This window comes from Actinomadura sp. WMMA1423, assembly GCF_006547145.1.
GTDB lineage: Bacteria > Actinomycetota > Actinomycetes > Streptosporangiales > Streptosporangiaceae > Spirillospora.
Map to the genome: position 1 here is coordinate 164594 of NZ_CP041244.1, position 13797 is coordinate 178390.

General features: G+C 77.5%; 12 protein-coding genes and 2 tRNA genes. 10 read left to right on the forward strand and 4 right to left on the reverse strand.

Annotation, left to right across the window (positions count from 1 at the left end; translation table 11 throughout):
* Window positions 1-173: 173 nt before the first annotated feature.
* Together FKD65_RS00790 and FKD65_RS00795 are read left to right on the forward strand one after the other, a co-directional pair.
* Window positions 174-247, forward strand: a tRNA-Cys gene (locus FKD65_RS00790).
* A 41-nt stretch (window positions 248-288) separates the two neighbouring features.
* Window positions 289-360, forward strand: a tRNA-Arg gene (locus FKD65_RS00795).
* Between the two features lie 35 nt (window positions 361-395).
* Here the strand turns inward: FKD65_RS00795 and FKD65_RS00800 are convergent.
* Window positions 396-839 carry a hypothetical protein gene (locus FKD65_RS00800; RefSeq protein WP_141575233.1) on the reverse strand — a complete coding sequence of 148 codons (444 nt, stop codon included), beginning with the start codon at window positions 837-839 and terminating at the stop codon, window positions 396-398.
* 193 nt (window positions 840-1032) lie between these two features.
* A complete protein-coding gene (locus tag FKD65_RS00805; RefSeq protein ID WP_141575235.1) occupies window positions 1033-1758 on the reverse strand; it encodes a TetR/AcrR family transcriptional regulator in 726 nt (241 codons plus the stop codon).
* Window positions 1759-1854: 96 nt separating this feature from the next.
* On the opposite strand from FKD65_RS00805, the gene FKD65_RS00810 reads away from it, so the two are divergent.
* Together FKD65_RS00810 and FKD65_RS00815 are read left to right on the forward strand one after the other, a co-directional pair.
* Window positions 1855-2844, forward strand: coding sequence for an ATP-binding cassette domain-containing protein (locus FKD65_RS00810; protein ID WP_141575237.1), 990 nt, complete (start codon window positions 1855-1857; stop codon window positions 2842-2844).
* Entirely contained in the window at window positions 2841-3668 is an 828-nt protein-coding gene (locus FKD65_RS00815) for an ABC transporter permease (RefSeq protein ID WP_141575239.1), read from the forward strand. Before FKD65_RS00810 ends, FKD65_RS00815 begins: the two co-directional genes overlap by 4 nt.
* 112 nt (window positions 3669-3780) lie before the next feature.
* On the opposite strand, the gene FKD65_RS00820 is transcribed toward FKD65_RS00815, so the two are convergent.
* Together FKD65_RS00820 and rsgA are read right to left on the reverse strand one after the other, a co-directional pair.
* Window positions 3781-4296 carry a GNAT family N-acetyltransferase gene (locus FKD65_RS00820; protein WP_205718496.1) on the reverse strand — a complete coding sequence of 172 codons (516 nt, stop codon included), beginning with the start codon at window positions 4294-4296 and terminating at the stop codon, window positions 3781-3783.
* On the reverse strand, window positions 4293-5381 hold the full coding sequence (gene rsgA / locus FKD65_RS00825; protein WP_141575244.1) for a ribosome small subunit-dependent GTPase A: 1089 nt from the start codon (window positions 5379-5381) through the stop codon (window positions 4293-4295). Before rsgA ends, FKD65_RS00820 begins: the two co-directional genes overlap by 4 nt.
* 283 nt (window positions 5382-5664) lie before the next feature.
* Here rsgA and FKD65_RS00830 point away from each other — a divergent pair, with 283 nt between their 5' ends.
* The 6 genes from FKD65_RS00830 (at window position 5665) to FKD65_RS46125 (ending at window position 13791) form a co-directional block, all read left to right on the forward strand.
* Window positions 5665-6675: a hypothetical protein gene (locus FKD65_RS00830; RefSeq protein WP_141575246.1), complete on the forward strand. Its 1011-nt coding sequence runs from the start codon at window positions 5665-5667 to the stop codon at window positions 6673-6675.
* 83 nt (window positions 6676-6758) lie between these two features.
* Window positions 6759-7961: a hypothetical protein gene (locus FKD65_RS00835; protein WP_141575248.1), complete on the forward strand. Its 1203-nt coding sequence runs from the start codon at window positions 6759-6761 to the stop codon at window positions 7959-7961.
* 85 nt (window positions 7962-8046) lie between these two features.
* Window positions 8047-8775: a response regulator transcription factor gene (locus FKD65_RS00840; protein WP_141575250.1), complete on the forward strand. Its 729-nt coding sequence runs from the start codon at window positions 8047-8049 to the stop codon at window positions 8773-8775.
* Entirely contained in the window at window positions 8772-10271 is a 1500-nt protein-coding gene (locus FKD65_RS00845) for a HAMP domain-containing sensor histidine kinase (RefSeq protein ID WP_240809917.1), read from the forward strand. The genes FKD65_RS00840 and FKD65_RS00845 overlap by 4 nt, the downstream gene beginning before the upstream one ends.
* A 92-nt stretch (window positions 10272-10363) precedes the next feature.
* Window positions 10364-11680 carry a bifunctional glycosyltransferase family 2/GtrA family protein gene (locus tag FKD65_RS00850; RefSeq protein ID WP_141575252.1) on the forward strand — a complete coding sequence of 439 codons (1317 nt, stop codon included), beginning with the start codon at window positions 10364-10366 and terminating at the stop codon, window positions 11678-11680.
* Complete coding sequence (locus tag FKD65_RS46125) at window positions 11677-13791, forward strand: glycosyltransferase family 39 protein (RefSeq protein ID WP_141575255.1); 2115 nt, start codon at window positions 11677-11679, stop codon at window positions 13789-13791. Before FKD65_RS00850 ends, FKD65_RS46125 begins: the two co-directional genes overlap by 4 nt.
* The last annotated feature ends 6 nt before the right edge of the window (window positions 13792-13797 follow it).

Below are 13797 nucleotides of genomic sequence, written 5' to 3' on the forward strand. Positions count from 1 at the left end.
CCGCACGGGCCCCGCACGAGGGCGGGCCCGCGGCGCCGGAGGGAGGGACGGGACATGACCCGCTGTCGCGGCCGACGCACGACCTCCCGGCCCCGCACCACCGGCCGGGCGGCCCCCTGACCCACCCGCACCGCGCCCGCGCCCCCTGCGCGGCGGTGCCCCTGCACGCCCGCGACGCCGTGGCCGAGCGGTTCAGGCGGCGGTTTGCAGAACCGTCACGACGTGGGTTCGAATCCCACCGGCGTCTCCGGTCCCGTCCCCGCTGTCACCCTGGGGACGGGACCCCGGCTCCCCGTAGCTCAGAGGACAGAGCACCGGCCTCCGAAGCCGCGAGCGCAGGTTCGATCCCTGCCGGGGAGACACCCATCGGCCGGCGCGGCGCGCGCCGCGCCGGCTCAGCCGAACGCCGGGCCGCGCGGCGCGGGGCCCGGCGCAGGCGGCCACACGAACACGTGGGCGTACCAGTCGCCCGCGCCGCCCCGGACGGGCCGCCTGCCGTAGGTGACGGCGATCGCGGCGACATGCCCGCCCTCGGCGCCCGCCCCGGGCCCGCCGCCGGGCCGCAGGACCTCGCCGAGCAGCAGCCGGACCGGCTCGTGCAGTTCCAGCCGCAGCTCCAGCGACCCGCGCCGCCGCACCGCCGCCCGCGCCACCGCGTCCTGGATCAGCGGCGCCAGCCGGTCGGTCAGGCCCCCCGCGGCCGGGCCCAGCCCCCACACGTGCAGGGCGCCCTGCACGATCCCGCGGACGCTGCCCACCGCCGCGCGCCCGCCCGGCAGCGCCCACCGGCCGGCGCGGGGAGCCGCCCGCGCGGCGCCATGGGCGGGAACGACGGTCATTTGCCCCTCCGATCACGAACGAGCTGCGGGCCCGCGAGGGCCCCGGACCGGCCGTGCCGGACCGAACGCAATCGACTGCTGCTCGCCGGATCTGTGCCCCGGCCCGCCCCCGCTCATGCGCGCCCCGCCCCGCCGTTCACCCACCGCTCACCCGCAGGCCGCCCGCCGCGAACCGGGGCGCCGGGAGGGGGCGTCAGGACGGGTCGGGCAGGGCGCCGGCGATGCAGTCCAGGACGCGCTCGAGCCCGTACCGGAACTGCTCGTCTCCGGACATGTGGGGCAGGCGCGCGTCGACCACGATCCGCTTGAACATCGGGTACCTGCCGGAGTCGAGCAGCTCGCGGACGTAGGGGGCGTTCTGCGTCATCCAGCGCTCGGGCGTCATGCCGCTCTGGCGCAGCTCGCGCATCCACTCGATCTCGCCGCGCACCGCGCGCTCGACGTAGCCGTTCAGCATCTCCAGCAGGGCGATCATGTCGTCGATCGGGACGCCGACGTCCAGGGCGCCGATGGCGAACTCCACCAGCCGCAGCCGGTTGGGGCCGAGCGTGGCGCGGGGCCGGTGCAGGCCCACCAGCCAGGTGTGCCTGCTCCACACCGCGCGGGTGCGCTCGGCGATCAGCCGCAGGTCGGCGCGCCAGTCCCCGCTCGGCCGCTCCGGGATCTCCATCTCCAGCAGGACGTGGTCGACCATCAGGTCGAGCAGGTCGTCGCGGGAGGGCACGTAGCGGTACAGCGACATCGCGCCGGTGCCGAGGTCGGCGGCGATGCGCCGCATGGACGCCGCCTCCAGCCCGTCGGCGTCGGCGATCCGGACCGCCGCCTCGGTGATCTGCGCGCGGCTGTAGGCCGGGCGCGGCCCCCGGCCCTGCCGCTCGGGAACCGACCATATGCCGCCATGCCGCTCGCCGCCCGCCAACCGACCTCCTCGTAGCCCTTCCCGAGCATCCTAGTTGCGTACACCGTACCCGGTTGTCTACCGTAGCTGCGTACACCGTACCCAGAGGAGGGGATCGTGACCGACGAACCGATCGTCGTCGCCGAGGGGCTGCGCAAGCGCTTCGGCGACACCCGGGCCCTGGACGGCCTGGACCTGGCCGTCCCCGCCGGCACGGTCTGCGGGGTCCTCGGCCCCAACGGCGCGGGCAAGACCACCGCCGTGCGGATCCTGGCCACCCTCGCCGACGCCGACTCCGGGCACGCCCGCGTCGCCGGCCACGACGTCGCCCGCGAACCCGACCGGGTCCGCGCCCGCATCGGCCTGGCCGGCCAGTACGCCGCCGTCGACGAGAAGCTCACCGGACGCGGCAACCTGCGCCTGTTCGGCCGCCTGTCCCACCTGCCCCGCCGCGAGGCCCGCCGCCGCGCCGACGAGCTGCTCGAGCGGTTCGGGCTCGAAGCCGCCGCCGACCGGCAGGTCGCCGGCTACTCCGGCGGCATGCGCCGCCGCCTCGACCTGATCACCAGCCTCATCCTGCGGCCCCAGGTGCTGTTCCTGGACGAGCCCACCACCGGCCTGGACCCCCGCAGCCGCGGCGAGATCTGGGACGCCGTCCGCGGCCTGGTAGCCGAGGGCACCACCGTCCTGCTCACCACCCAGTACCTCGACGAGGCCGACCGGCTCGCCGACGACATCGCCGTCGTCGACCACGGCCGCGTCATCGCCACCGGCACCCCCGACCGGCTCAAGGCCTCCATCGGCGACCGCCTCGACGTCGTCCTGGACGACCCCGCCATGGCCGGCCGCGCCGCCGCGCTCCTGCGCACCCTCACCGGCAGCCACCCCGCCCTGGACGGCGAGCGCCTCTCGGTACCGCTCACCACCGGCACGGTGCGCCTGGCCGACGTCGTCCGCGAACTCGACCGCGCCGGCGTCACCGTCGGCGACGTCGGGCTCCGCCGCCCCACCCTCGACGAGGTGTTCCTGCGCCTCACCGGAGACACCCCCCACGACCCCGACCCCGGCTCCGGCGCCGAGGACCGCCCGAAGGAGACCGTCCGATGACCGCCCTCACCGCCCCCGCCTCCCGCGCCGGACGGCTGCGCTGGGCCCTCACCGACGGCATCACCCTCATCGGCCGCGAACTCGGCCACCTCCGCCAGGCGCCCGGCGAGCTCGTCGCCGCGCTGATCTTCCCCGCGGTCATGGTCGTGCTGTTCGGCTACGTGTTCGGCAGCGCCATCTCCGTCCCCGGCGGCGGCGACTACCGCGAGTACCTCATGCCCGGCCTGTTCGCCATGGTCACCTTCACCTCCATGATGGCCGTCACCCTGCGCGTCGCCACCGACGCCTCCCGCGGCGTCATGGACCGCTTCCGCTCCATGCCCATGGCCCGCTCCGCCGTGCCGTTCGGCCAGACCGGCGCCGAGATCCTCAGCGGCGTCCTCAGCCTGGTGATCATGGCCGTCGCCGGGCTGCTCGTCGGCTGGCGCGCCCGCGAGGGGATCTGGCACACCGCCGAGGCGTTCCTGCTGCTGGCGCTCATGCGGTACGCGCTCAGCTGGGCCGGCTGCTACCTCGGCCTGGTGGTGAAGAACGAGCAGACCGCCGACCAGCTCATCCCGCTGGTGTTCCCCGTCACCATGCTGTCCAACTCCTTCGTCCCCACCGCCGGCATGCCCGCCGTGCTGCGCGTCATCGCCGACTGGAACCCCGTCAGCGCCCTCACCGCCGCCTGCCGCGGGCTGTTCGGCAACCCCGGCGCGCCCTCCGGCGACCTCGCCTGGCCCCTCGCGCACCCCGTCGCCGCCACCATCGGCTGGTCGCTGCTCCTGCTCGCGGTGTTCGCGCCGCTGTCGGTGCGGACCTACCGCGTCCGCGGCCGCTGACCCCACCGGACGGCGCCGCACGAGCCGAGCGCATCGCGCGGACCCCGGTCGGCCGTGCCCGTGCAAGGCCCGGCCGACCGGGGCTCTCAGCGCCTCACCGCGCGCCCGCCGATCAGAAGCCGAACGGCGCCGGGTACCGCACCGTCCCCGACGGCACCGGGCCCGGACCCTCCAGCGACAGCGCCATCAGCGCCTCGTCGGGCACCTCGAACGGCACCCCGACACCGAGCCGCGACGCCCGCACGAACCCGAACCGCGGGTAGTAGCCGGGGTGCCCGAGCACCACCACCAGCCGCTCCCCGCCGGCCGCCGCGCGGACCGCGGCCGCCTCCAGCACCGCCCGGACGGCCGCGCCGCCCAGGCCGCGGCCCTGCGCCCGCGGCAGCACCGCCACCGGCGCCAGCGCCAGCGCGACCGCGCCGCCGACCGCGCACCGCGTCGCCAGCGCGTACCCGGCGACCGCGCCGTCCCCGTCCTCGGCGACCACCGACAGCTCCGGGATCCACGCCGCGTCGCGGCGCAGCGCGTCCACCAGGTCCGCCTCGTGGGCGGTGGGGAACGCCGCCAGGACCACCGCGCGGACCGCGGCCGCCTCGCCCGCCGCCTCCCGCCTGGCCGCCCCGCTCATCGGCCGCGCCCCCGCTCCTTGTAGTACTGCCGCTGCCATCTGCTGATCGCCTTGGTGCCGCCCTCCCGCTCGGCGCGCAGCCGCCGGTCGGTGCGCGAGGCCGCCCACGCGTTCTCGCGCAGCAGCTTGCGGTAGCTGTCGAGGCGGCGGCGCGCCAGCGTCCCGTCCTCGACCGCGGCCAGCACCGCGCAGCCCGGCTCGGACCGGTGCGCGCAGTCGCCGAAACGGCACAGCGCGGCGAGCTCCTCGACGTCGGCGAAGGTGCGCTCCAGCCCCTGCGACGCCTCGAACAGGCCCACGCCGCGCAGGCCCGGCGTGTCGATCAGGACGCCGCCGCCCGGCAGCGGCAGCAGCTCGCGCCGCACCGTGGTGTGCCGGCCCTTGCCGTCGGACTCGCGGACCGCGCCCGTGGCGAGGGCGTCGGCGCCCAGCAGCGCGTTGCCCAGCGTGGACTTGCCCGCGCCCGACGGCCCGACCAGCACCACCGTCCCGGTCAGGACGGCGCGGACCGCGTCCACGCCGCCGCCGGTGGCGGCGCTGCACGCCACCACGTCCACGCCCGGCGCGGCCGCGGCGACCTCGCCCAGTTGCGCGTCGGTGCCGGGCACCTGGTCGGCCTTGGTGAGCACGACCACCGGCCGCGCCCCGCTCTCCCAGGCCAGCGCCAGCAGCCGCTCGATGCGCCCCAGGTCCAGCGGGGCGGCCAGCGACACCGCGACCGCGACGGTGTCGACGTTGGCGGCCAGCACCTGGCCGCGTGAATCCCGCGACGCCGACGACCGCACGATCGCGGTCCGGCGCGGCAGCAGCGCCGCCACCGCCGGCCGCCCGTCCGGGCCGCCGGCGCGCAGCGCCGCCCAGTCGCCCGTGCACGGCGCCTGCTCCGGCCCGCCGCCGGACACGGCGGCTCCGGTGGAGGCCCGCGCCGGGCCGTTCTCGGTGACGACGTCGCACAGGCCGCGGTCGACCGCGGCCACGCGCGCCGGGGTCAGCCCGGCCGCGCGGTGAGAGGTGAACTCGTGCTCCAGGGCGTCGTCCCAGCCGTAGGCGGCCAGAGGGGACGACCCCGTGAAAGAGGAAGACAACGGATCGGAACCCTTGCGTGAAGGGGCCCCGGCGTGACGGCGCCGAACGCGGCGCGTGATGGGACGGTCAGCCGGAAGCCCGGGAAACGAGGACGGGCTGAGTGCTGCCGCGGGCAGCAGCCACCGAGGCGACGGCCATTCGTCCTCACCTCCCCTTCGGTTCCGCCCGCGACATTACCGGACCCGGCCCGCCCGGCCAACGGTTTTTCTCACCCGCCAGGGGGAGCGGCCTCGGCCCCGGTGGGGAGGCCCCGCCCGTCCCGCCGCGCGCAGGATCGTGGCCATGGCCACCACGCTGAGCCGGCGCGTCTCGCCGCACGCCCTGGGACGCCGCCTCCCCGCCGCCGCGCTCGCCTGGGTCGCCGCCTACGGCGCCCTGCGCGCGTACTGGGCGTCCGGGCACCAGCCGCACGACATGTCGCCCATCGGCACCGACCTCGTCGTGTTCACCGGATGGGGCGGCGCCGCGCTGTGCGGGGCCGCCGCGCTCGCCCTGGCCGCCCTCGCGCACCCGCGCGCGGACCGGCTCGCCCGCGCGCCGCGCACGGCGCTGGCGGCCGCGGCCTGGGCCGCGGCGGCGTGCCTGGTCGCCTCCGGCGCGATGCTGCTGCTGGACGTGGTCGGCGCGGTCCTGCCCGGCCTCGGCCTCGGCCTGTACCCGCTCGGCGCGCTGTCGCGGGCCGCGGCCGTCGCCGCCGGGACCATGACCGCCCTGTCCGCCCGCGCCTACACCGCCCGCGCCCGGCCCGGGCCGGCCTGCGCCGCCTGCGCGCGGCCCGCGACCGCGCCCGGCCCGCTGGCCCGCACCCCCGCACGCGCCTACGCGGCCGCCTACCTCGCCGTCGCCGGGTGCCTGACCCGCATCGCCGCCCAGGCCGCCGTCGGGTTCGAGGAGTCGCCCCTGTCGGGCGGGACGTCGGCGGTGCTGTTCGAGGCGGGGTTCGTGCTCGGCGGCTGCCTGCTGCCGCTCGCCCTCGTGCACTCCTTCGGACGGACGTGGCCGCGGTGGGTGCCCGGCCTGGGCCGGCGCGGCGTCCCGCGCCGGCTGGTGCTGTGGCCCGGCGCCGCGATCTCCGGCGGGCTGGTCGTCTACTTCGGGCTCATGCTGCTCCAGATGTCCTGGGAGCGGCTGCACGGCCGCAACCCGTTCCCGCCCGAGGGCGGCCTCGACCTGCCCGAGGCGTTCTTCTGGGTCGCCGTCCCCGCCTACTTCGCCTGGGGCGCGGGCATGGCCGCCGCCGCCCGCGCCTACGCCCGCCGCACCCGCACCCCCTGCCCGTCCTGCCGCCGCTGACCGCCCAGGCCACGGACCCGGCCGGAACCGGCAGGCGTCGTCGGCAGTTATGGTGATTTAGGGCGGGATCGCGACGAGGGGGCGTGACCGTGGACGACGGCAACGAGAACAACAACGACGGCGACGGCCGGCCGGCCGGGCTCGACCGGGCCGACTGGGCCGACTGGGCCGCTCGCGCCGGGCGCGCCGACCGGGCCGCCGCACGGCGGGTGGAGGAGATCTGGGACGGCCTGGCCCCGGCCGCCGCCCGGATCGCCACCGCGAGCGAACCGGTCCGCGACGCCGCCCGCGGCGCCGCCGCGCTCGCCGCCGACCGCATCCTGGAGCAGGTGTCGGGGACGCCGGTCATGAGGGCCGCCGAGCAGGCCGCGCGGGACGCCGCCCTCAGGGCCGCCCGCGCCGCCGCCGAACGCGCCGTCGCCGAGGCCCGCGCCGCCGCCGAGGCCAACCCCGCCACCGCTGGCGCGTTCGAGGCCGCCGCCGCGGCGATGACGCTGGCCGAGCAGGCCGCCCGCCACCCCATGGCCGCCGCCGCGCGCCGCCTGGCCGCCCAGAGCCCCCTGGCCCGCGCCGCCACCGCCACCGCCCTGGACGTCGCCGGGCGCACCGCGTCCGCCCCCGTCGTGCAGGCCGCCACCCGCACCGTCGTGGACGCCGCCGTCGACACCGTCGCCGACGCCGCCGTGGACGCCCTGCTGACCACCGGCCGCGACGTCGTCGCCCGCGTCGTCCGCCAGACCGCCGAGCAGGCCGCCCGCGACCTGGCCGCCGCGCTGCGCGACACCGCCCGCGGCGCCGCGCAGACCACCGGCGTCGCCGCCGAGCTGGCGCCCCTGGCCGACCTGGCCGCCCGCGCCGGCCGCGACCCCGCCGTGCGCGGCGCCGCCCGCACCGCCACCGGCCTGCTCACCGCCGCCGCCGGCAGCGCCCTGGCCCGCACCGCCCGCGACCTGGCCGCCCGCGCCGCCACCGCCGCCGTCGAGGCCGTCCTGCGCGAGCTGCTCCGCGACGCCCTCAAGCTCGCGCTGCGCGACACCCTGCGCGGCATCATCGTCGACGTGTCCCGCGACGTCGTCGTCGACGTCGCCAAGACCACCTGGACCACTGCCACCCGGCCCGCCCCGGCGGGCCGCGCCCCGAAGACCGTCGTCATCGACGCCACCGTCGAGACCACCACCGTCGAGACCCGCACGGTAGAGACCCGCACGGTAGAGACCCGCACAGCCGGGGACGTCTGGGCCGACGCCACCGCCGACGCCGACACGCCTCCGGACCGCGCACGCTGAACCGCCGCTCAGAAGATCCTGAAAGAACCATGAGAAACGGCCGCCGGCGGCCGGGCCTCCCACCGGCGGTGTTTACCGTGAGTACATGGAACCCGGCGCGCAGGAGACACGGCCCCCGCGGATCCTCGTCGTCGACGACGAGCCCGCCGTCCGCGAGTCGCTGTCCAGCAGCCTGGAGTTCGAGGGCTACCGGGTCACCGGCGCCGCCGACGGCGTCGCCGCCCTCGACCGCGTCGAGCGCGACAGCCCCGACCTGGTCGTCCTGGACGTCCTCATGCCGCGCATGGACGGCCTGACCACCTGCCGGCGGCTGCGGGCCCTCGGCGCCACCATGCCGGTCCTCATGCTCACCGCCCGCGACATGGTCGGCGACCGCGTCACCGGGCTGGACGCCGGCGCCGACGACTACCTCGCCAAGCCGTTCGAGCTCGACGAGCTGCTCGCCCGCGTCCGCGCCCTGCTGCGCCGCGCCGCCATGAACGCGCCCGGCGCCGCCGCCCCCGGCGACGTCCTGGCCTTCGACGACCTGCGCATGGACACCCGCACCCGCGAGGTCACCCGCGCCGGGCGCCCCCTGGAGCTGACCCGCACCGAGTACATGCTGCTGGAGATGTTCCTCGCCCACCCCCGCCAGGTCCTCACCCGCGAGCAGATCCTGGAGACCGTCTGGGGATTCGACTTCGAACCCGCGTCCAACTCCCTGGACGTGTACGTGATGTACCTGCGGCGCAAGACCGAGCGGGGCGGCCTGCCGCGGCTGGTGCACACCGTCCGCGGCGTCGGCTACGTGCTGCGCGCGGCGGCGTCCCCGTGAGCACCCGCGCCCCCGTCGCCCGGCGCCTCACGCGGCGGCTCACCCTGCGGGCCCGCATGGCGCTGCTCACCGCCGCGGCCGTCGCGCTCGCCGTCGCCGCCTGCGCCAGCGCCGGCTGGCTCCTCACCCGCAACCAGCTCTACCGGGAACTGGACCGCCGCCTCGGCGCGGTGTCCGGCGGCCCGCCCGCCGCCCCCGACGGCTACCGCCCCGGACCGCCCGGCCAGGGCCCCCGCGTGCCCCGCCTCCCGCGCCAGGCCGAGGCCCTGCTCGCCGCGTGCTCGTCCGAGCCCACCGGCACCGGCGCACAACAGAACCCGCCGCCCGGCCCCTACGAGATCATGCAGCTGGTCCGCGCCGACGGGCGCCGCTGCACCGTCCCCGGCGCCGGCGCGCTGCAGGTCACCGCGCAGGACGCGCGGATCGCCCGCGGCGAGAGCGGCCACGCCTACCACGACGGCACCGGCGTCACCGCCTCCGGGACCGAGGACGACGTCCGCGTCCTCACCCGCTCGTTCCGGCTGCGGGACGGCACCCCCGCCGCCGTGTCCTATGCCATCTCCCTCGACGAGGTCCAGGGCCCCCTGGACAACCTCGCGCTGATGCTCACCGCCGTCACCGCCCTCGGCGTCGTGGTGTCGGCCGCCGCCGGCCTGGCGATCGCCCGCGCGTCGCTGCGCCCCGTGGACGAGCTGACCGGCGCCGTCGAGCACATCGCCCGCACCGAGGACCTGGACACCCGCATCCCCGAGGAGGGCACCGACGAGATCGCCCGCCTCAGCCGCTCCTTCAACACCATGACCGCCGCCCTGGCCGCCTCCCGCGAGCGCCAGCAGCAGCTCATCGCCGACGCCGGCCACGAACTGCGCACCCCCCTCACCAGCCTGCGCACCAACATCGACCTGCTGCTGCGCTCCCAGGCCACCGGCCGCGACCTGCCTCCCGAGACCCGCCGCAACCTGCTCGTCTCGGTCAGGGCGCAGCTGCGGGAACTGACCAGCCTCGTCGGCGACCTGCTCGAACTGGCCCGGCCCGCCGACACCGCACCCGTCCGCGAGACCGTCGCGCTGCACGAGGTCGTCGACCGCGCCGTCGAACGCGCCCGCCTGCGCGGCCCCGGCCTCACCATCACCAGCGACACCCGGCCCTGGCACGTCCACGGCGACCCCGCCTCCCTGGAACGCGCCATCGTCAACCTCCTCGACAACGCCGTGAAGTTCAGCCCGCCCGGCGGCACCGTCGCCGTCCGCCTCGACCGCGGCGAGCTCACCGTCCGCGACCACGGACCCGGCATCCCCGCCGCCGACCTCCCGCACGTGTTCGAGCGGTTCTGGCGGTCCCCGTCGGCCCGCAGCCTGCCCGGCTCCGGGCTCGGCCTGTCCATCGTCGCGCGCGTCGTCGCCGAATGCGGCGGGAGCGTCGCCCTCGAACCCGCCCCCGGCGGCGGCACCCTCGCCCGCCTCCACCTGCCCGGCACCCCCGCACCCGGCGACTGAACGACCCCCGCGCCCCGGGCCCGGCGCGCTTCTCATGGAGCGTTAAGGCACGGCTCACCGCCCTCCCACACCCGGCCCCGAACCTCGGTCCCATGAGTCACCTCACCACCGAACCGGGCACGCCCGCCGCGCCGCCCCCGACCCCGCCCGACCGCGGCGGGCGGGAACGGCTCGTCGAGGTGGTCGTCCCCGTCCACAACGAGGAGCGCGTCCTGGCCGCCAGCGTGGAGCGCCTGCACGACTACCTCGCCGAAAGCCTCCCCTACCCCTTCCGCATCACCGTCGCCGACAACGCCAGCACCGACGCCACCTGGCCCATCGCCCGCGGCCTGGCCGCCCGGCACCCCCGCGTGCGGGCCGTGCACCTGGACCGCAAGGGCCGCGGCCGGGCGCTGCGCCAGGTGTGGGGGAGCAGCGACGCCGACGTCGTCGCCTACATGGACGTCGACCTGTCCACCGACCTGGACGCGTTCCTGCCGCTGGTCGCCCCGCTCATCTCCGGGCACAGCGACCTCGCCATCGGCTCGCGCCTGACCCGCGGCTCCGCCGTCGTCCGCGGCCCCCGCCGCGAGATCATCTCCCGCTGCTACAACCTGCTGCTGCGCACCGCCCTCGCCGCCCGCTTCACCGACGCCCAGTGCGGCTTCAAGGCCGCCCGCACCGAGGTCGTCCAGGCGCTGCTCCCCTCCGTCGAGGACGAGGAGTGGTTCTTCGACACCGAGCTGCTGCTGCTCGCCGAACGCAACGGGCTGCGCATCCACGAGGTCCCCGTCGACTGGGTCGACGACCCCGACAGCCGCGTCGACGTCCTGCGCACCGCCCGCGACGACCTGCGCGGCATGGCCCGCGTCGCGCGGCGCATGCTCACCGGCGCGTTCCGCGCCCCGGTCGGCGGCCGCCCCGGCCCCGCCGCCGCGGCGCTGCCCGAAGGCATGGCGCGCCAGCTCCCGGTGTTCGCCGTCATCGGCGCCGTCAGCACCATCGCCCAGCTCATCCTGTTCGTCCTGCTGCGCCTGGTCATGGGGCCGCTGTGGGCCAACGCGCTGTCGCTGGTGGCCACCACCGTCGGCAACACCGCCGCCAACCGCCGCTTCACCTTCGGCGTCACCGGCCCCGGACGCGCCCTGCGCCAGCAGCTCGAGGGCGGCGCCGCGTTCCTGCTCGGCCTGGCCCTCAGCACCGGCGGCCTGGCCCTGCTGCACGCCGCCGCGCCCGGCGCCGGACGCGGCGTCGAGGTCGCCGCCGTCGTCGCCGCCAACGCCGTCGCCACCCTCGTGCGGTTCCTGCTGATGCGCGCCTGGATCTTCCACCCCCGCCGCCTCGGCGCACCCCCCGCCCGGCCCGCGACCGCGCCGGCGACCGCGCCGGCGCCGCCCGCCGCCGACAACACCGGAGGGACCCCGGCATGACCTCCACCCTCACCCCGCCGCCCGCCACCGGGCGCCCCGCCGCGGCCCGCGGCCGCGCCCGCCGCCTCCTGCTCGGCCCGCCCGGCGACCCCGCCTGGGCGCGGCCCGCGCTGTGGGGCGTCCTCATCGCCGCCGCCGCCCTGTACGCGTGGGGGCTGTCGGCCGCCGGCGACGCCAACGCCTACTACTCCGCCGCCGTCAGGAGCGGCACCCAGAGCTGGAAGGCGTTCTTCTTCGGCGCCCTGGACGCCGGGTCCTTCATCACCGTCGACAAGCCGCCCATGGCCCTGTGGGTCATGGGGCTGTCGGCCCGCGTCCTCGGATTCGGGACCTTCAGCCTGCTGCTCCCGCAGGTCGTCGAGGGCGTCGCCGCCGTGGCCGTGCTGTACGCGGCGGTCCGCCGCGCCTTCGGGCACGGCGCCGCGCTCACCGCCGCCGCCGTCCTGGCCCTCACCCCGATCACCGTCGCGATCAACCGCGACAACAACCCCGACACCCTCCTGGTGCTGTTCCTGGTCGCCGCCGCCTGGGCCTGCCAGCGCGCCGTCGACACCGGCCGGCTGCGGCCCCTGCTGCTCGCGGCGCTCCTCGTCGGCTGCGGCTTCAACACCAAGATGCTCCAGGCGTTCCTCGTCGTCCCCGCCCTCGGCCTGGCCTACCTGGTCGCCGCGCGGCCCGGCCCGGCGCGCCGCGTGCGGCACCTGCTCGCCGCCGGCGGCGTCCTCGCCGTGTCGTCCCTGTGGTGGGTCCTGCTGGTGGACGCCATCCCCGCCCGGTCCCGCCCCTACATCGGCGGAAGCACCGACGGCACCGCCTGGGACCTGGTCATCGGCTACAACGGCCTCGGCCGCGTCCTCGGCCAGGGCGGCGGCCCCGGCGGGCGCGGCGGCGGCCCCGGGGGCGGCGGCGGGTTCGGCGGCCAGTCCGGCGCCGGGCGGCTGTTCAACGACATCCTCGGCGGCCAGATCTCCTGGCTCATCCCGTTCGCCGTCCTCGCCCTGGGCGCCGGGCTCGTCCTGCTGCGGCGCCGACCCCGCACCGACCCCGCGCGCGCCGCCCTGCTGCTGTGGGGCGGATGGCTCGCCGTCCACTACCTGGTGTTCAGCTTCGCGCAGGGCACCTTCCACCCCTACTACTCCACCGCGATTGCACCCGCGATCGCCGCGCTCACCGGCGCCGGGGCCGTCCTGCTGACCCGCGCCCACCGCGAGTCGCGGGCCTGGGCGTGGGCGCTGCCCGCGGGCGTCGCCGCCACCGGAGCCTGGGCGTTCGTGCTGCTGGACCGCACACCGTCCTGGCACCCGTGGCTGCGGTGGGCCGTCGCCGCCGCCACGCTCCTGGCCGTCGTCGCCCTGACCGCCGGGCGGTTCGCCGGCCGCGCCGGGACGCGCGCCACCGCCGCCGGACTGGCCCTCGCCGCCATCGCGGGCCTGGCCGGCCCCGGCGCCTACGCCGCCTCGGCCGCCTCCACCGCCTCCAACGGCACCAACCCCCTGGCCGGGCCCTCGTCCGGCGGCGGCTTCGGCGGCCCCGGCGGCTTCCCCGGCGGCGGGCGCGGCGCACCGCCCGCCATGCCCGGCGGGCAGGCCCCCGGCGGGCAGCGGCCCCCCTGGCAGGACGGCGGCCAGAACGGGCAGGCCCCGGACGGCCGGCCCGACGGGCGCGGGCAGCGCCCCGGCGGATCCGGCGCGCGCGGCGGGCCCGGAGGAGGGCCAGGCGGAGGCGTCGACACCCGGATGCTCGCCTACCTGGAGAAGAACCAGGGCGGCGCCACCTGGCTCGTCGCCGTCTCCAGCGCCCAGGAGGCCTCCTCGATCATCCTGCGGACCGGCCGCCCCGCCATCGCCATGGGCGGCTTCACCGGCAGCGACCCCGCCATGACCGTCGCCAAGCTCCAGCAGTACGCCAAGGACGGCAAGCTCCGCTACATCCTGCTCGGCGGCCGCATGGGGCCCGGCGGCGGCGACACCGCCGTCACCGACTGGGTCCAGAAGAACGCGGCCCCCGTCGACCCCGCCGCCTACGGCGGCACCGCCACCGGATCCGCCTCGGGCACCTCGACGGACTCGCCGTCCGGCACCACCGGCGCCCGGCTCTACAAGCTCGGCTGACCAGGG